The sequence below is a fragment of the Mesorhizobium sp. WSM4847 genome (assembly GCF_055811335.1).
On record NZ_JBVVPY010000012.1, the window covers coordinates 73,153 to 90,710 of the forward strand.

A 17,558-nucleotide genomic window follows, 5' to 3' on the forward strand; every position below is an offset into this window, starting at 1 on the left:
ACCGTGCAAGGAAAAGGCGGGATTTGATCCCGCCTTTCGATGTTTCGCTCACATCATGCCGATCGAGCCGCCAGCCCCACAGCGGGTCTGGATGAGGAAGTCACGCTGGTACCTTCTTTCTGGACCGCTTCTCCGGCGCCGAGACTTCAGGCTCTTTCGGTTTGCGGCCGAGTCCCATTGTCTTAGCCAGGGCAGAGCGCGCAGCCGCGTAGTTCGGCGCGACCATGGGATAGTCCGCCGGCAGACCCCATTTGGCGCGGTATTCATTAGGGCTCAGCCCGTAATGGGTCGACAGATGACGCTTTAGCGATTTGAATTTCTTCCCATCCTCAAGGGAGACAATGTAGTCCGGCGTCACCGATTTTCTGATCGGGACCGCCGGCGTCAACACCGTCGGCTCTTGTGCCGAGACGCGACCGGCCGCCGTGCCCTTCAAAGCTTCGTGCACTTGGCCGATCAGGGCTGAAAGGTCCCCCACCGGAACGGGATTGTTGGAAACATAGGCTGAGACAACATCTGTGGTAAGCTGGATGAGGTTGTCGATGTTTTTGAAGTCTTCTTCTGGCATGAAACTCTCCGGGGGATTGGTCTGCGGAGCGTCGCTTCTAGTGGTGATCTCCGCCGAAAGCAACAAATGTCACGACAGGATTGTTCGTTGCTCGTCCAACATTGAGGTCTATAGCGCCACTTCACGCTGTCGTGACACTGATCTGCGCGGGATCGCTGTCCATAACCGCGCCAGTATCCGCCATTCAGTCCCGATCTCGTCCGTCTGAATTGCAGAGGGGAGACGCAGAACGCTTGTAAACTATGAGCCGTGCACTCGATGGGGGCAGAAAAGCTTGCGCGTGCGAAACAGGTTGGCGTGGCGGCAGCATGTGGCGATAGGCCACGGAACCGACCAAACCCTCAGGCGAACAACAGCGATCGCGCGCGCCCACCAATGGAATCCGCCGTCGGGCGATGAATACACCGCAGTCACTGTTTCCGCCGCTCAATTGGCTTGGTCGGCAGGCACGATTCCATCGATCCGCTGATCTAGCGCAGGGCGTTCGCAGGCCGCATGTGGAGAATGGTTTCCGTGCACATCGCAAGGACTCCATTTATGAAAATTCTATTCACTGCGATGGCTGTGGCGCTGGTGGCAGCCACAGCTTTTGCTGCGCAGTTAATTCCGCCAGACCTCAGAGAAACGGCACTGGCCACCTTCGAGCCCTTGCCATTCACGCCGGCGCTCACCAACAACCGGAGCACGCCGGAGAAGATTGCCCTCGGCAAGGCACTGTTCTTCGATCCACGCCTCTCGTCCTCAGGCGTTTTCTCCTGCAACTCGTGCCACAACCTGGCCACCGGGGGCGACGACAATCGTGAGACTTCGATTGGCCATGGTTGGCAGAAGGGGCAGCGCAACGCGCCGACGGTGTTTAACTCCGTCTTCAACAAATCGCAGTTCTGGGACGGTCGCGCCGAAGACCTGAAAGCTCAGGCCAAAGGGCCGATACAGGCCGGTGTCGAGATGGCCAACACATCGCATCGAGTGGTCGAGACGTTCAAATCGATGCCGCAATATGTGGAGTGGTTCCATTCAGCTTTCCCGGATGAAGCCGATCCCATCACCTTCGAAAACGTAGCCAATGCACTCGCAGACTACGAGGCGACACTGGTCACGCCGGCCCCCTTCGACGCCTTCCTCAATGGCGATGACACCGCCATCGGTCCCGAAGAGAAACAGGGCCTGGCCCTTTTTATGGAAAAAGGGTGCTCGTCCTGCCATTCCGGTGTCAATATTGGTGGGGAAGGCTATTACCCATTCGGCCTCGTAGAGAAGCCTAGCGCCGACATTCTGCCGGAGAACGACAAGGGACGATTTGCCGTCACCAATGTACCAGAGGATTCCTATGTTTTCCGCGTGCCATCGCTGCGCAACGTAGCAATCACCGCGCCATACTTTCATTCGGGCAAGGTCTGGGACCTGAGCGAGGCGGTCGCCATCATGGGCACCACCCAGCTTGGCGAAGAGCTAGCGCAAATCGAAATCGATCGGATCGTTGCCTACCTTAATTCGCTGACCGGAAAGCGACCGGAGATCACATATCCCATCTTGCCAACTGAAACGCCCACAACACCTCGACCTCGATCCTAGGCATTGGGAAACAGGCAATCGCGTCGGGGGCCAATGAGCATTCCTTGACCGATCTGGGCGAATGGCCACAAGCGCAGCCGTCCGATTGGGCCGTGATACGTCGCGGCACGATTGAGCGTTCGCACGTTGGTGGCAGGAGCCACTGCCTTGCACCAGCGATGCCCCTCGCGGGGAGATCGACGGCAGCCAGGGTGGCGTTCCCGTCAGCACCTCCGCAAAGTCACATCGACCAGTCGCCCTGCCAGTCCATCACCACCTTGCCCGAGCTGCCGCTGCGCATCGCGTCGAAGCCTACTTGAAAATCATCAATGCCGATGCGGTGCGTGATCAGGCCGCTGACATCGAGCGGACCCTGCACCAGCGCGATCATCTTGTACCAGGTTTCGAACATCTCGCGGCCATAGATGCCCTTGAGATGCAGCATCTTGAAGATGACCTTGTTCCAGTCGATCTCGAAGCCGGTCGGCGCGATGCCCAGAATGGCGATCTTGCCGCCATTGTTCATGGCGTCGATCATGTCGCGGAAGGCGGGTGCCGCACCCGACATTTCGAGGCCGACGTCAAAACCTTCGGTCATGCCGAGCGCCGGCATGATATCGCGCAGCTTTTCCTTCGACGCGTCGACCGCATGCTGGACGCCGAGTTTTTTCGCCAGCGCCAGCCGCACCGGGTTGATGTCGGTGATGACCACCTTTCGCGCGCCGACGCACTGCGCCACCAGCGCACCCATGATGCCGATCGGCCCGGCGCCGGTGACCAGCACGTCCTCGCCGACCAGATCAAAGGACAGTGCGGTGTGGACCGCATTGCCCAGCGGATCGAAGATTGCGGCGATCTCGTCGGGCACGTCGTCGGGGATCGGCACGACGTTGTGCTGCGGGATCGCCAGATATTCACCGAAGGCGCCGGGCCGGTTGACGCCGACGCCGAGCGTGTTGCGGCACAGATGCCCCCTGCCCGCCCGGCAATTGCGGCAATGGCCGCAGACGATGTGGCCCTCGCCCGAAACACGCTGGCCGATCTTGTATTCGGTGACCGCCGCGCCGAAGTCGGCGACCGTGCCGACGAATTCGTGGCCGGTCACCATCGGCACCGGCACGGTCTTCTGCGCCCACTGGTCCCAATTGTAGATGTGGACGTCGGTACCGCAGATCGCGGTCTTCTTGATCTTGATCAGAACGTCGTTCGGGCCGATTTCCGGCACCGGCACCTCTTCCATCCAGATGCCCGGCTCGGCCTTGGCCTTGACCAGCGCCTTCATCATGTTCGACATCAGATGCTCCTTACACCTTGGTTGGTTCTACTCCTCGCCGCTCCTCCGGTAGCCTAAACAACGGAAAGGTAGGCTCGGAAGCACACCTGAGATCTTTGGATCGATCGTAATGTTGGCGGCTGCCTTTGTGTCGCGCAACACTTCACCGCGACCCGTGCGCTTGAAAAACTCTGTTTTCAGCGAACCTCAGCAGAAGCGGAGCAATCGCCATGCCAAACGCAGCCAAGCTTCAATTCAAGCGATGAGGAATGGTCGCAGCTTGCGGCTGGGCGGTATGGCTATTTTGTCGATGTCCGCCACATGCGAGGCATTCCCTCGATACCGATGCTTTCGATGGTCGATCTCGCCGCCGATATCTCGATGGTGCCGGTGCACAGGCGGCATCCGCAAGCGTTCGCCCCTCGGTGAAGTGTCTGTTGACCGCTGGCTGTGTGAGAGGCTGAAGTTCATGGACAAAGCCGCCTTCCCCCATTTCGTGATCGAAATCATCCGTCCTTCGGACCGGAAGCGGCTTCCCAGATCCTGCCCCGCCGCTCAGCCGTCCAGCGGGCCTTCGGCTGGACGACAAGGGTGGGACTCGCACGCGTCGACCGACTTGCGCGCGGCTTTCGATGGCGTCCTTTCTGCCTTAAATATCCGCGAAGCCCGCGGGTCACATGTTTGCCCGTCACAGTGGCTCAGCGGCCTGCGCCTGCACTTTCTCCCGCAATGCGCATGCTGCAGCGACCATGTTGATGAGGGCAGGGCGGACCTCCTCCCATTTCCTTGTTTTGAGGCCACAGTCCGGATTCACCCACAATTGGCCGTCCGACAGTCGCTCGCGGGCAAGTTGGGCGAGATGCAAAATCTCGCCAATCTCCGGGACACGTGGTGAGTGAATGTCGTAGACGCCAGGACCGATGTCATTCGGATATTTGGACTTGGTGAAGGCGTCCAGCAGTTCCATTTTGGAGCGCGACGTCTCGATCGAAATGACGTCCGCGTCCAGTTCAGCAATCGAGTCGATGATCTCATTGAACTCCGAATAGCACATGTGGGTGTGAATTTGGGTCGCGTCCTCTACAACCGTTGAAGCGAGACGGAAGCATTCGACTGCCCAGCCGAGATAATGTTTCCAATCGGACTTCCGCAGGGGCAAGCCTTCGCGAAACGCGGCCTCATCGATCTGGATCACCCTTGCGCCAGCTCTTTCAAGGTCGGCCACTTCATCGCGGATGGCGAGTGCGATCTGGCGGCAGGCCTCGGCGCGGGGTACGTCGTCGCGAACAAAAGACCAGTTAAGAATTGTCACTGGGCCTGTGAGCATGCCCTTCACCGGCTTTTTCGTCAGCGACTGGGCAAATTGCCACCAGAGAACCGTCATCGGATTGGGCCGCGATACGTCGCCGAAGATGATGGGAGGGCGCACCAGCCGGGAGCCGTAACTTTGCACCCAGCCATGCTGGGTGAAGGCGAGGCCGGACAGCTGCTCGCCGAAATGCTGGACCATGTCGTTTCGTTCGAACTCGCCATGTACCAGCACGTCCAGCCCGATCTCCTCCTGCCAGCGGACCGCCGCCTCGGTCTCCTTCTCCAGGAAGGCCTGGTAATCGACATAGCTCAGCCGGCCCTTCGCATGAGCGGAGCGCGCCCTGCGCACCTCGGGCGTCTGCGGGAAGGACCCGATCGTCGTCGTCGGGAACGGCGGCAGGCCGAGCGTGTCAGCCTGGACTCTGGAGCGCTTGGCAAATGCGCTCTTTCGTTGCTTCATGGCGCCGTCAATGCTGATAACCCGCCCATGGACGAGCGGATCATGGACCTTTCCAGACATTGCGCGCGCCGCGGCCGCCTCGGCAGAAGCTTTCAGTGCGCCTGCTACGGCCTCCCTGCCTTCGGATAAGGCTTGGGCCAGCACAAGCAGCTCTTCACTCTTCTGGGCGGCGAATGCCAGCCACGAACTGACATCCACATCGAGCGCGGTCTCCATCCGCAGGTCCATCGGCACATGAAGCATCGAGCAGGAAGGCGCAATCTCGACGCGATCCAGCGGCCAGCCGGCAACGATCGGCTTGATGCGGTCGAGAATGGCAGCCAGGTTCGCGCGCCAGACGTTGCGGCCGTCGATCAAGCCAAGCGAGAGCACCAGATCCTTCGGTGCGAGCCGACCAACCGTCTCCAACTGCTCGGGAGCGCGCACGAGGTCGAGATGCAGGCCCGCCAGGCGCAGCGAAAGCGCGGTCTCCAGATTGTCTCCCAGCGGCCCGAAATAGGTCGCCAGCATAATTTTCAACTTGGGCGCGGCTTTCGACAGCTGGCCGTAGGTGAATTCGAAGGCAGCTCGTTCGTTCGGGCTAAGGTCGAGCACAAGCGCCGGCTCATCAATCTGCACCCAGTCGGCCCCCGAGAGCTCCAGCCTCCGCAGGAGTTGCTCGTAGACGGGCAGCAGCCGCGGTAGGAGCGCTATGGGATTGAAACACTGGTCGGGAGACTTCGCCAGCTTGAGGAAGGTGACCGGTCCAAGGATGACCGGGCGTGTATGGATGCCGAGCTCTTTTGCCTCCAGAAAGTGATCGACTGGTTTCGTCGACGAGAGGGCGAATGCCTGATCGTCGCTCAGCTCCGGCACGATGTAGTGGTAGTTCGTGTCGAACCATTTGGTCATTTCCATCGCGGTTACGCGCTGGCCCTGAACTGCATGCCCGTGACTGGCGTGAACGCAACCCGCGGCATCGCCTTGCGTCCCGCGCGCCATCGCGAAATAGATGTCGAGCGGGACCTCGCCGCCCGTCCAGCCGTAACGGGATGGCACGGCGCCGACCATTGCTGCGGTGTCGAGCACATGGTCATAAAGTGAGAAATCGTTCGACGGGATTTTCGACACGCCGCGGTCGTGCTGCTCGCTCCAGCTGGCGGCACGGAGTGCCTTCGCCGTCGACAGAAGGTTGGCAGCAGAAGATTTTCCGGACCAGTAGCTTTCGAGCGCGAATTTCAGTTCTCGCCGGCGACCGATACGCGGCATGCCAAGCGTTGCTATGGGAACTTGCTGGGAGACATTCATTCCATACCCCGATGGTCGCGGCGGGGACAAGGAAGGCGCTAGAAGGCCGGCATAAACGCCGAGCTGCCGCGGCCACCAGACACCCCGCCCGTGGACGTTGTTTACCGTGGCAGGTCTCCTGGCTCGCGGGTCACAGCCTCTGCCCCGTCTTCCCGGGGCAGTTCGCCCCAGTGACATTGATGGGTTTGGCTCGCCGCTTACAGTTGCGGGGGCAGCGCCGGCATTGCACCGGCTTCCCTCTTAGCTCCGCTACGGCAACGCCTAGCGGAGAACCACGACACGCGGACAATCGCAGCAGCCCGCTTTGTTGCCAATGCGGTATAAAGAAATGTTTATGTGTTTATGTGAACCGTTCACCTGCGGCGTGTTCCCAAGTAGCAGGTCGCGGTAGAGCTGAGCCATTTGCGCCACTCGCCGGTCTGCGCAGGCTGTGCCTGGCCGCTCGGGCAATCTGCCAGTCTACGATCCCGGCTCAAAACGACTTTCGTCAAAAAGGGCGCGTGTTGGCCATTCATGATCGGGCGGCAGTACTGGCCCGAAGTGCGACAACGTTCCTAAGCCTGCAAAATTGAAATTTGGAGAAAACCGGCATCCTTCTCGGACTGGTACGTTCGATTTACACGCGCTTGTCTGGACAGCCTGCACAACGGAAGGTGGGCAATACGTGGCCGAAATGCTGCCCTACAACAGCCCCGCCTGCTCAGCCTCGCGGCGCAAATTCTGCCGCGGCCTGGGGCCGATCTGCTGGATCACCAATCCGGCCGCCAGTGAGCCAAGGTCGCCGCAGGTCTGCAGGTCGCGGCCTTGCGTATAACCATGCAGGAAGCCGGCGGCATAGAGATCGCCGGCGCCTGTCGTGTCGACCAGTTCCTTGATGGCGGTCGCCTTGATGACCACCGTCTCGTCGCCGCGCACGATGACGGAGCCTTTTTCCGAGCGGGTCACGGCGGCGATCCTGCAATCCTTGCGGATCTGCGCCAGTGCCTCGTCGAACGACGACGTCTGGTAGAGCGACTTGATCTCGTGACTGTTGGCAAAGACGATATCGACCGTGCCCGAGCGCATCAGGTCGAGGAATTCGTCGCGGTAGCGGTCGACGCAGAACGAATCCGACAGCGTCATCGACACTTCGCGGCCTGCCGCGTGCGCCAGCTTGGCCGTCTGGCGGATTGCCTCCTTGGCGCGCGGCGGGTCCCACAGATAGCCTTCGAAATAGGTGACCTTGGCGCCAGAGGCCTTGTCGGCCTCGACATCCTCCGGCCCGAGCTCGACGCAGGCGCCGAGATAGGTGTTCATCGAGCGCTCGCCGTCGGGAGTGACGAAGATCATCGAGCGCGCCGTCGGCGGGTTGCCCTTGAGCGGCCTGGTGTCGAAGGCAACGCCCTGCGCATGGATGTCGTGGGCGTAAATTTCGCCCAGCGCATCGTTCGAGACCTTGCCGAAGAAGGCGGCGCGACCGCCGAAGCTGGCGACGCCCGCTGCCGTGTTGCCGGCGCTGCCCCCGGAGGCTTCGATGGCCGGGCCCATGCGGCTGTAGAGCAGCTCGGCGCGCCTGGTGTCGATGAGGTTCATCGCGCCCTTTATGATGCCGTTCGTCTCGAGGAATGCCTCGTCGCACTGGGCGATGATGTCGACAATGGCATTGCCGATGCAAAGCACGTCATAATCCGGCATCAATATCTCCGCCAAAAATCCGAGCCAGCTTCTTGCCATGCAGGCCGGGCGTGCTTCTTGCCAGTGTGGAATGGGTCGCCCTATGCCGACGCATCCAATACCGGCGCATCACGCAGCTGCCGGTCCTGCCTCACGCAACAGGTCGTCGGCTCTGTCCGTCTTTTCCCAGGTGAACTCCGGCTCTTCGCGGCCGAAGTGTCCGTATGTCGCGGTCTTGCGGTAAATCGGCCGTAAGAGATCAAGCGCCTTGATGATGCCTTTCGGCCGGAGATCGAAAAGCTCAAGGACGGCGCGCTCGATCCTTTTTTCATCAATCTTTGCGGTTCCGAATGTATTGACGAGGATAGAGACCGGCGCGGCCACACCGATCGCGTAAGCAAGCTGAACCTCGCACACGTGCGCCAGTCCGCTGGCAACGACGTTTTTTGCGACGTACCGCGCCGCATAGGCGGCCGACCGATCAACCTTGGACGGGTCCTTGCCCGAAAAGGCACCGCCGCCGTGACGCCCCATACCGCCGTAGGAATCGACGATGATCTTGCGGCCGGTAAGCCCGCAATCGCCGCGCGGCCCACCGACCACGAACCGGCCTGTTGGATTGACCAGGACCCTTATCCCGGTCGTATCCAAGTCGTGGGGCAAGACCGGCCTTATGATCTCCTCAATGACGCCTTCGCGGACCGTGGCTTGTGAGACCTCTTCGTCGTGCTGCGTCGACAGGACTATGGTATCAAGCGCTACCGGGCGCAAACCCTCATAACGGACGGACACTTGAGATTTAACGTCCGGGCGAAGCCAGCCAAGGCGGCCGGTTTGGCGCACCTCCGCCTGTTTTTTTGTCAATTCGTGAGCGAGTTGGATTGGCAACGGCATCAATGTTTCGGTCTCGTTGCACGCGTACCCGAACATGAGGCCCTGATCCCCGGCTCCCTGATCGAGATCCTGCCCTCGTCCCTCGTCGACGCCCTGGCTGATGTCAGGCGACTGCTCGGTCAAGGCCAAGATCAGGGCGCAACGCCGGCCGTCAAAGCCGATCGCATCGTCGTCATATCCAATGTCCAAAATGATATCGCGGGCAACTTGGCTGTAGTCGATATGCGCGTGACTGGTGATCTCGCCAGCCAGAACGACCATCCCTGACTTCACCAACGCTTCACAAGCGACACGAGCCTTGGGATCCTTACGAAGGATCGCATCGAGCACGCCATCTGAGATATTGTCGGCCATCTTGTCGGGATGTCCGGCGCCGACGGATTCGGAAGAAAACACGAATTTTCTGGTCATGGGATGTCCTCGCTTCAAGCGTTGGAATTAGATGTGACAGTTGATCAGGCCCTCTTACCTGTCGGAGATGCCCGGCACGTCGAACGCAGCGCAGAAGTCGGCAACGTCTCTGCGCACGCGGGCATGGACGTCCGAATCATCGGGCTGGCGGCAAACCAGGTCGATGAAAGCGGCAATCTGCAGCATTTCCGCCTCGCGCATGCCCACAGACGTCACTGCTGGCGTGCCTAACCGAATGCCGCTGGTGAACGCGGGATGGCGCCGGTCCCCCGGCACCATGTTGAAATTCGTAATGATCCCTGCTTGCGACAAGCGCTCGGCATAGGCTTTCCCGGACAGCGGCCGGTCCCTAAGATCAAGGATAAGCATGTGATTGTCAGTGCCCCCCGTGACGAGTTCATAACCTCGCTCCAGGAGGGCCTGGGCCAGAGCCTTGGCGTTGTTGACGATCTGCTGACCGTACACACGGAAGGACGGATTCCCTGCTTCGTGCAGAGCGACAGCTAGCGCGGCAATCGTATTCATGTGCGGTCCGCCCTGGAGGAGAGGGAACACGGCACGGTCTATGCGTTTGGCCAGATTGTGTTTGCTCTTGGAATGGTAGAGCGCCTGATAGCGGTCTTCATTCCTTGACAAGATGAAGCCACCGCGGGGGCCGCGGATCGATTTGTGAGAGGTGCTGGTGACAACATCGCAATGGCTAACGGGATTCGGATGCACTCCTGCGACAACGAGACCGCTGATGTGGGCGATGTCGGCTACCAGATAGGAGTTCACCTCCGAAGCAATTTCGGCCATTGCCTCATAGTCAAAGATACGCGGATAAGCAGTTCCGCCGACCCAAATGAGCTTCGGTCGTTCCCGCTTGGCCGTCTCGCGCAAGCGGTCATGGTCAATCTGCTGCGTCTTTTCATGCAGCCCGTACGGAACTCGCTGATAGTCGGTGCCGGAGAAGTTGACGGCCCAACCATGCGTCAGATGCCCGCCGCCGGGGAGGGTCAAGCCCATCATCTTGTCTCCCGGACACAACAGCGCTCGACAGACAGCCTGATTGGCCGGTGAGCCGGAATAAGGCTGCACGTTGGCGTGTTCACAGCCGAATAGCGCCTTCAATCGCTCGATGGCGAGGTTCTCAAGCTCATCGACGATCTCGTTTCCGGCGTAGTAGCGCGCGCCGGGATATCCCTCGGCATACTTGTTGGTGAAAATAGACCCGGTCGCTTCCAGCACCGCCGAGGACGCGAAGTTCTCGGAGGCGATAAGTTTGAGGGTCGTCCGCTCCTGGCGCTCCTGTCTTAAAAGCAGCTCGTGAACGCGAGAATCTGCGACAGCCAGGTGAGGCCACTCGCAAGTGTCAAGCTCCGCGATGGCGCCGCCAGTCGAATTGTCCATATCAGCTTCGCGCTCCATTGGGACTAAGTTTCAGGACAAGCAGGCGGCCACCTTGGACCGCGCGCCCTGTATCGCCTCCAGGCGCTGTAGGTCTTGTCTGTGATGGCCATCGCCGTGGGGCAGGAGATCAACCAACAATTGAACCAAGCCGCCGTCCGAGCCTCCTGCTTCGAGGTGGTACGAAGGCCAGGGGCGATGTTGGTTGCCGAGAAGAAAGCCGGCTCTGGCGAGCTGGCGCACGTGTGCGACCACGTGCTCGCGAGACAGACTCAGAACTTCTGCCAGCTCGCAGACGGTCAGGTCCGCATGCGCACAAAGTCCCAGGATTCGAAGTCGATCAAGATGAGCCGCGGCCTTTAGGCGCATGACCAGTGTCATCATCGGCCGGCACTCCTTGTATTGACTTCCTCCATTTGGCGTCCTTCCACTAGTTTCAGAGGCAATCTTGCCGTCCGACGAGGTCAATACGCCCGACCGCATCGCAGATCGTTTCCGATACGTCACGGTCTCGACCCGCAGCCCAAATGATAGGCTCAACGTACATATTCTCAGCGGTTTAGAGTGCTAAAAGTCCGCGATTTTCTTTGAAGGATCTGTTGCGACACGTGCATACCGGATGCGCCCCAGCACAACGGCGGCTGCGCGGTAAGGCCGGCTTGCGAAGATGCGGCGTACGGCCGAGGCCTTCATGCGCCGGTCGCCGCGCGATGGGACGCTCAGCATCGACGGGGATGAAATCCATCTTGTCGATGGCTCCGATCTCTATCCCGATGGACCACATCCCAAGGAAACCGATATCCTGCTCGAAGACGCCGCCGTCCACGGCGAGCTCAAAGCATGGCTGCGGCGCAAGGCTCAATGCGGCTGACGATTGGCTTCCATTGATTCTCAACAAGTCTTACAAATCCTCGGACTGTAACCCCTTAATTCCGAGATTTCGTATCAATGCCAGAGCCCGCTCCCCAGCGCCAAATCGCCCACGCACTTCTGACAGTGCGCGGAATCGCGCGTCTCGCGGAGCTGCGCAACGCCGGCGTAACAGCGGCCACGATGAGTCGCATGGAACGGGATGGGGAGGTGCTCCGGCTCGCACGCGGCCTCTACCAGCTCTCCGATGCGCCGCTCGACGCTAATCATAGCCTAGCCGAGGCTGCCAAGCGCGTACCCAAAGGCGTTGTCTGTCTTGTGTCAGCCCTGGCATTCCACCAGCTGACGGATCAGCTTCCGAGACAGGTATGGCTGGCCATCGGCCAGAAGGACTGGGCTCCCAAACCCGACGGCACACCCATTCGCATCGTGCGTTTTACCGAAAGTCTGCTCAACGACAGCGTCGAAACTCATGTTGTCGAGGGCGTGACCGTAAAGGTCTTTGGGGTTGTCAAAACAATCGCGGACTGTTTTCGATATCGCAACAAGATCGGCCTGTCGGTGGCGATCGAGGGCCTCCAGGAAGCGCTTCGCCAGCGCAAGGCCACGCCCGGCGAAATTGCCAGGCAGGCTGAGCGTGGCGGTGTCGCCACGGTCATCCGGCCGTATATCGAGGCGCTGACTGCCAATGGCTAAAGAGATCAAGAACATCGGCGCCTCAGTGCGCGCTCGTCTGCTGCAACTCGCCAAGGTAAGTGGCCAGACCCTCGATCTGGTTCTGAGTTCGCCCTCGAGCGGCTGCTTTTCCGGCTTAGCCAGTCACCCCACGCCGACCGCTTCGTGCTGAAGGGCGCGATGCTGATGATGAGCTGGTTCGATGATCCGCACCGCGGCACCCGCGACCTTGACCTGCTGGGTTTTGGCGATCCGAGCGCGGAGCCGATGCTGGCGACGTTTCGGGAGGTCCTGGCGCAGGACGCTGGCGATGGCGTCGAGTTCGACGCTGACGCACTCCGGGTCGACCGCATTCGCGAGGAGCTGGAGTATGGTGGGCTCAGGCTGCGGACGACGGCCTCGATCAGCGGCGCCCGGGTCAGCCTGACGATCGACATCGGCTTTGGCGATGCGCTGGAGCCTGGTGCCGAAGAGCTGGACTATCCTTCCATGCTCGACTTTCCCATGCCCCGGCTGCGGGCTTATGCGCGGGAAACCGTCATTGCCGAGAAATTTCAGGCGATGGTGGCGCTGGGGCGGGCGAATAGCAGGATGAAGGACTTCTACGACATCTGGATTCTTAGCCGGTCCTTCACCTTCGACGACGACAGGTTGCCACGAGCGATCGCCGCCACCTTCGCGCGGCGCGGAACGGCGATACCTCAAGACCTGCCCGATGCGCTGACGTCGGCCTTTGCCGAGGATGCGCAAAAGCAGCGACAGTGGCGCGCGTTTGTTGGAGAAGTCGCTCACGATCCGGGTGATCTTGGGAACGTCATTAGAGATGTAGCTGCATTCCTTATGCCCCAGGCAGCCTCAGCAGCGAGCTTGGGCCAATGAGCAGCTTGATTTCCACTGTCGGATTGTGGGGAGCGGACAAGGCGGTCGCGCTGAGTGGATATACGCCCCATCAGCACGTCCCAAGTCCGATCGAGCTCACTTCTCTGCTCCAGAGCGCGTATCGGGTCCAACGTCCAGGCCAGTATCGCTCGCGGCGGCCGTAGCGAGAGCCGCTACGACCGAGACGATGGGCCGGTCGCAAATGAACCGGTCGAACTGTCTGGGCGATACTCATTGAGATCCCTCCCCTGGGATGCACGCCCCTGGCCAGGATTCTCACAGCAGATTGTCCGATTGCTGCGCATACGTAGGGCCGGGCGGGGGCACAAACCGGTAGACGTTTTTCAAAATGCAATGTGTGTCGCTATTTCTCGGCTTCAGACCGATCGCCTCCCATTCGCAGATCGGCGGTGTCCTCGGAGTCTTTTGGGATCTGGAGGGAGATGCGCCAATCGTTCGTTTTTCGCCGGCGCGAGGCGAATTCGACGCGCTGGATCGCGGCCATCTCGTCGGATGCGTATTCGACCTTGTGCCCCTCATCGAGAGTGATCTGCTCGGCCTCTGTCCAAAGTGCGACGGTGAGGAGGACGTCACCCAGCACGCAGGGGCCGTTGGTGGTTGTGAGGGTGACTGAGCCAGGATAAGGAAAGCATGCCGTCCGGAACGCAGGCGGTTGCGCCTTATGCCGTCAAACGGATCTGCGGCCTCTTGAATTTGGTGCCACAGATCGTTTAGAGACCAAGTTGTATCGGACTCAGTGTTGCGAAAGATCGGTGCGAGCGGGTCAGTATCCTCCGGTAAAATGAAATCGACGTCCTGGGGACTGGGAACTTTCCAATCGAGCGAACGAAATCTCCGGATGCCGACCTGTGCAATGGCACAGGCCCGATGCCAAAAGAGCACAAAGTCCAGTCGCAAGATCGAGTTGATTTCCGCAACCGTAATTTCCGAAAGTTTCCGCAGCGAAATGCCCGCATGAGACGCGACAATCTGAGCCTCTGGGGAAAAGCCAGATACACTGACGGCAATGGTTCGATCCGCGCCAATCGAAGACTTCTTTGTGGCTAGTTGCTCGATCCAAGTTACGTCCTGGGTCTTTCGCCAGCGTCGACATTCGATTGTAACACGCATTTCGGTGCTGCCGACCCGAGCACGAATGCTTGCATCCACTTCTCTCATCCGACCGGTGAGTTTGCAGCGAAGACGATCCGGCGACGTAACGACCAGGCCCTGAGGTCCGGCGTCGGCCTCAATCCGCGCGACTAGGCATTCGAACTCGCGCCATTCCGGGTCCCGACGCCGCGCGGTCATCCTTTGGCGCCGCCCTTTGTCCCGGCGTTCAAGAACATTGGGAAGAAGCTGATCTGCTTCTTGATCTTGATCACGTCATCCACGCCAATTGTATTGGCCTTCCTCCGCTCACCTCCAGCGGGGGTTATGACCTCAAGGTCCGGATTCTCTATGATCGCCGCGTGCACATCGTCCGCATGTGCAGGTGTGATGTTGTAGATGCTCTCATAGAAGTCCATGACGGACATGGCGTCCCCGGATTCCGTGATCAGGCGTGGAATATCCCCGAGAAGCTGATTCTTCGCCGAAGCTCGACCGCTGATATCGAAGAGATATAGCATGCCTTCATGATGCTTTGGATCATAGGACAGCATGTTAAGGCCAGACCGACCGAAATGTGCCTGTAAGCTGGCGTTGTCGTGGAGGACATTGTTGTAGACCTGCCTAGCCCGATAAGCATTGGCGAAGTGGATCAGCCAATACCGCCATCCTCCGGGGTTGTTGATCGAGAATGGGCTGACATAGGGTGCACACAACCGGAAAGCATCAAAGACGACTTTTTCGGCCGTGCCGAGCCAATCCTTCTGACTCATCAGGGCATCCAGCGCTTGGATGTCATTGCTCGTCAAGCCGAGATGATCCAGTTGGGCGCGAAGTCGCTCCGGCTGGTCCTTCTGAAGGAAGGCCAGCAGGGAGCTAATGACGAAGGTGTAGAAGATCTCAGCCGCGGGATAGGAGTGCATGATGTCGAGAATGGTGTTTCGCTCGACGTGACTATGCCCGCACTGATCGAGATTGAAGATGACGCTCCGATACCGGCCTTGCTCCAGTAGGCGCTTCATATTGGGATAGGCGACTTCGAAGAACTCGTTCAGATACTCGACGCGTAAATGCAATTTTGGGCAGGCTTGGTTTGCCTCCGCTTGCATGGGCGCGACGTGCGTCCTCAAAAGCTCGATGACTTCGCGGCTGGCGTCGTTGAATACGAGGAGGCATTCAACTTCGACAGCGCCAAGCCCTTGGACGGCGCGCTGCGTGTTCACCGCCTCGAGGGCTCGTTTCAGTTCCTCGATGAAAATCAACGGCGATCCAGGTGAGCCGCACTGGTAGCGCCCGCCGCCAGCGAAACCGTCGACGATAGCAAGGCGAAAGCGCTCCTGCTGAGGCAGCCTGCAGCCAACCGTCAGGTAGTCGAAGACATATTCGCGCAATTTTATGCTTGCGGCGAGAGTGTTCCTCCAGCTTTGCTCCGTCGACCCATTCATATCGTTTTTCGACCACCTAAACTTCCCCCCGCCGGATGTTATTCTACATTGCTACCGCGTCCTGCGGGGTAGTCGGCATCTCGTCCCAAGTCTGGCCCCGATACTCACGCCCGTTGGCTTTCTTTGAACGCTTTTTATTGTCCTTGCCCCAGGTTCCCCACTGCTTGAAGAAGAAGGCGGTACCGGCCGTCAGGCATTGGCCGTAAATTTCATCGATCCATTCTTCCCTGATCGGTCGAGCGAATTTGCCGCTTTCACCGCCTACGATTGCCCAATGGATGTCACGGAGATCGACGGTGCCAACCGATCCAATCAGAGGCTCAAAGGAGATGAAGCGAATGGTCGCGGGTGCCTGGCGGAGATAGTCGACTCGGCTCACGACGTCCGCGTTTTCAATGCTCGTGCCCAGCCAGACATTGGGCAGGATGTCGCCCATCGCCGAGGCGACAAGGGCTGCCATTCGCTCGGGACGCTTAGTAAGAATTTGATAGTTGCGCGGGGTCTCGCGCATGACCTTCCAGACCTTGAGGATGAACTCGTCGCTGACACCCTCGTGAAAGAGGTCGCTCATCGAATTTACAAAGATTTTTCGCGGTTTCTTCCATCCGTAGGGAATGGCCAGCGCCTCGCGGTCTTCCCGCACCACGCCATTCCACACCGTGCGCTTTCCCGTTTTACGGGTAAGCCCCGCATATTTCGCGACGTCCATGGCCTCAAGGCGTTTGGCCATCTCCATTGCATAACAATGGGTGCAGCCTGCCGTAACGATCGAGCATCCTGCGACCGGGTTCCAAGTGGAGTCTGTCCACTCTATCTGAGTTTCAGCCATCTTGCCCTCCCGAGCATTCCTTGACCCGCCGCCGCATCAGACCGCTCCGCGTATCGGATTGACGACCTCGAGCCCGGCAAAGTCTTTTTCGTTATCCGTTACCAGCACGCACTCGTTCGCTCCGGCGACAGCGGCGATGATCATATCGAGCCCGCTGCGCGGCTTGCCGGCCGCTTTTCCTCCTGCCATCAGCCGCGCCCAGATCAGCCCGGCCTTGTCGTCGAACGAGAGGATGCGGCCTGCAAACAGCGCCTGCGGCCCCTCAGGCCCAGAGAACCACCTGTCGAGTGCGTCGCGTTTTTTCCCGCGCGGCTTCTCCAGAACCCCGCGAAGAATTTCCGCAACGGTCAGCGAAGCGATAAACAAATCGTCGTCACGCTGTCTCGACATCCATGCCAGGAGCGATTCCGACGGCTGCGATTTGACGACATTGCTGATGATGTTGGTATCGAGGAGGTAGCGTGTCACAGGTCGATCTTCCGTCCCTCTTCATGCGAGCGGGAAAGATCGAGGTCGGCTCCCACCAGCGGCGAACGACGCAATGCGGCGAGGATCCCGCCAGGCTTGGGTGGCTCGCCCGCGATGGTCCGGCTGACAGCAGCGCGCAGGCTAGAGGCATCCGGCCCATCTTCGGCCAGGCGGCGAGCCAAAGATCGAATAAGGTCGCGATCGGCATCGCGGCCAAGCACTTCGAAGCGCGCCAAGCCGCGCTCGCTGAGGCGAGATCGATAGTTTTGAATGGCGCGTTTTTGCGAGCTGCCCATAGTTGCCTCCGACATATTTCCAGTAATATAACCAGAACGCAGGGGTTGATCAAGGCGCGGGCAGTCCGGGCGATGCTCCCTTGCGGTTGGATGGCATCGGTCTAGGATGCATGGTTGTGCGACGGTATTTTTTGACGAGCGTCGAGCAGGCCGCCGGGCGGCCGCCAGGTGCAAAATCGTCCAACC

The 17,558-nt window shown here is 59.8% G+C and carries 15 protein-coding genes, 2 pseudogenes and 1 riboswitch; of the genes and pseudogenes, 4 read left to right on the forward strand and 13 right to left on the reverse strand.

The window, feature by feature from the left end; genetic code table 11:
* Positions 1 to 100: 100 nt before the first annotated feature.
* Complete coding sequence (locus AC0L28_RS18590) at positions 101 to 568, reverse strand: Ros/MucR family transcriptional regulator (RefSeq protein ID WP_065011147.1); 468 nt, start codon at positions 566 to 568, stop codon at positions 101 to 103.
* Between the two features lie 537 nt (positions 569 to 1,105).
* Between AC0L28_RS18590 and AC0L28_RS18595 the strand changes: the two genes are divergently transcribed.
* Complete coding sequence (locus AC0L28_RS18595; protein ID WP_473479288.1) at positions 1,106 to 2,143, forward strand: cytochrome-c peroxidase; 1,038 nt, start codon at positions 1,106 to 1,108, stop codon at positions 2,141 to 2,143.
* 220 nt (positions 2,144 to 2,363) lie between these two features.
* Here AC0L28_RS18595 and tdh read toward each other — a convergent pair whose 3' ends face one another.
* The 6 genes from tdh to AC0L28_RS18625 form a co-directional block, all read right to left on the reverse strand.
* On the reverse strand, positions 2,364 to 3,416 hold the full coding sequence (gene tdh, locus AC0L28_RS18600) for an L-threonine 3-dehydrogenase (protein WP_473479291.1): 1,053 nt from the start codon (positions 3,414 to 3,416) through the stop codon (positions 2,364 to 2,366).
* 667 nt (positions 3,417 to 4,083) lie between these two features.
* Entirely contained in the window at positions 4,084 to 6,429 is a 2,346-nt protein-coding gene (gene metE / locus AC0L28_RS18605; protein WP_473479573.1) for a 5-methyltetrahydropteroyltriglutamate--homocysteine S-methyltransferase, read from the reverse strand.
* A gap of 115 nt (positions 6,430 to 6,544) precedes the next feature.
* Positions 6,545 to 6,745: riboswitch (cobalamin riboswitch) on the reverse strand.
* A 389-nt stretch (positions 6,746 to 7,134) separates the two neighbouring features.
* Entirely contained in the window at positions 7,135 to 8,127 is a 993-nt protein-coding gene (locus tag AC0L28_RS18610) for an adenosine kinase (protein ID WP_473479294.1), read from the reverse strand.
* Positions 8,128 to 8,235: 108 nt separating this feature from the next.
* On the reverse strand, positions 8,236 to 9,411 hold the full coding sequence (gene metK, locus AC0L28_RS18615) for a methionine adenosyltransferase (protein WP_473479296.1): 1,176 nt from the start codon (positions 9,409 to 9,411) through the stop codon (positions 8,236 to 8,238).
* A gap of 54 nt (positions 9,412 to 9,465) precedes the next feature.
* Positions 9,466 to 10,803, reverse strand: a complete 1,338-nt coding sequence (locus AC0L28_RS18620) for a serine hydroxymethyltransferase (protein ID WP_473479575.1) — start codon at positions 10,801 to 10,803, stop codon at positions 9,466 to 9,468.
* Between the two features lie 30 nt (positions 10,804 to 10,833).
* Complete coding sequence (locus AC0L28_RS18625) at positions 10,834 to 11,184, reverse strand: ArsR/SmtB family transcription factor (protein ID WP_473479298.1); 351 nt, start codon at positions 11,182 to 11,184, stop codon at positions 10,834 to 10,836.
* A gap of 283 nt (positions 11,185 to 11,467) precedes the next feature.
* Between AC0L28_RS18625 and AC0L28_RS18630 the strand changes: the two genes are divergently transcribed.
* From AC0L28_RS18630 to AC0L28_RS18640, 3 genes and pseudogenes are all read left to right on the forward strand, one after another.
* Positions 11,468 to 11,671, forward strand: coding sequence for a hypothetical protein (locus AC0L28_RS18630; protein WP_473479300.1), 204 nt, complete (start codon positions 11,468 to 11,470; stop codon positions 11,669 to 11,671).
* Between the two features lie 77 nt (positions 11,672 to 11,748).
* The gene (locus tag AC0L28_RS18635; protein ID WP_473479302.1) at positions 11,749 to 12,366 is read left to right on the forward strand and encodes a type IV toxin-antitoxin system AbiEi family antitoxin domain-containing protein; all 618 of its coding nucleotides are present in this window, start codon (positions 11,749 to 11,751) and stop codon (positions 12,364 to 12,366) included.
* Positions 12,359 to 13,224: pseudogene (locus tag AC0L28_RS18640) on the forward strand (nucleotidyl transferase AbiEii/AbiGii toxin family protein). The gene AC0L28_RS18635 and the pseudogene AC0L28_RS18640 overlap by 8 nt, the downstream one beginning before the upstream one ends.
* A 364-nt stretch (positions 13,225 to 13,588) precedes the next feature.
* On the opposite strand, the gene AC0L28_RS18645 reads toward AC0L28_RS18640, so the two are convergent.
* From AC0L28_RS18645 to AC0L28_RS18670, 6 genes and pseudogenes are all read right to left on the reverse strand, one after another.
* Entirely contained in the window at positions 13,589 to 13,825 is a 237-nt protein-coding gene (locus tag AC0L28_RS18645; RefSeq protein ID WP_473479596.1) for a hypothetical protein, read from the reverse strand.
* A 413-nt stretch (positions 13,826 to 14,238) separates the two neighbouring features.
* Positions 14,239 to 14,535 (reverse strand): annotated as a pseudogene (locus AC0L28_RS18650) (restriction endonuclease); the annotation flags it as partial.
* Complete coding sequence (locus tag AC0L28_RS18655) at positions 14,532 to 15,725, reverse strand: three-Cys-motif partner protein TcmP (RefSeq protein ID WP_473479305.1); 1,194 nt, start codon at positions 15,723 to 15,725, stop codon at positions 14,532 to 14,534. The pseudogene AC0L28_RS18650 and the gene AC0L28_RS18655, both read right to left, overlap by 4 nt.
* Before the next feature lie 97 nt (positions 15,726 to 15,822).
* The gene (locus tag AC0L28_RS18660) at positions 15,823 to 16,608 is read right to left on the reverse strand and encodes a DUF5131 family protein (protein WP_473479307.1); all 786 of its coding nucleotides are present in this window, start codon (positions 16,606 to 16,608) and stop codon (positions 15,823 to 15,825) included.
* A 36-nt stretch (positions 16,609 to 16,644) separates the two neighbouring features.
* Complete coding sequence (locus AC0L28_RS18665) at positions 16,645 to 17,076, reverse strand: PIN domain-containing protein (RefSeq protein ID WP_473479310.1); 432 nt, start codon at positions 17,074 to 17,076, stop codon at positions 16,645 to 16,647.
* Positions 17,073 to 17,372 (reverse strand): hypothetical protein, encoded by a 300-nt coding sequence (locus tag AC0L28_RS18670; protein WP_473479578.1) that lies wholly within the window; start codon positions 17,370 to 17,372, stop codon positions 17,073 to 17,075. The genes AC0L28_RS18665 and AC0L28_RS18670 overlap by 4 nt, the downstream gene beginning before the upstream one ends.
* Between the last annotated feature and the right edge of the window lie 186 nt (positions 17,373 to 17,558).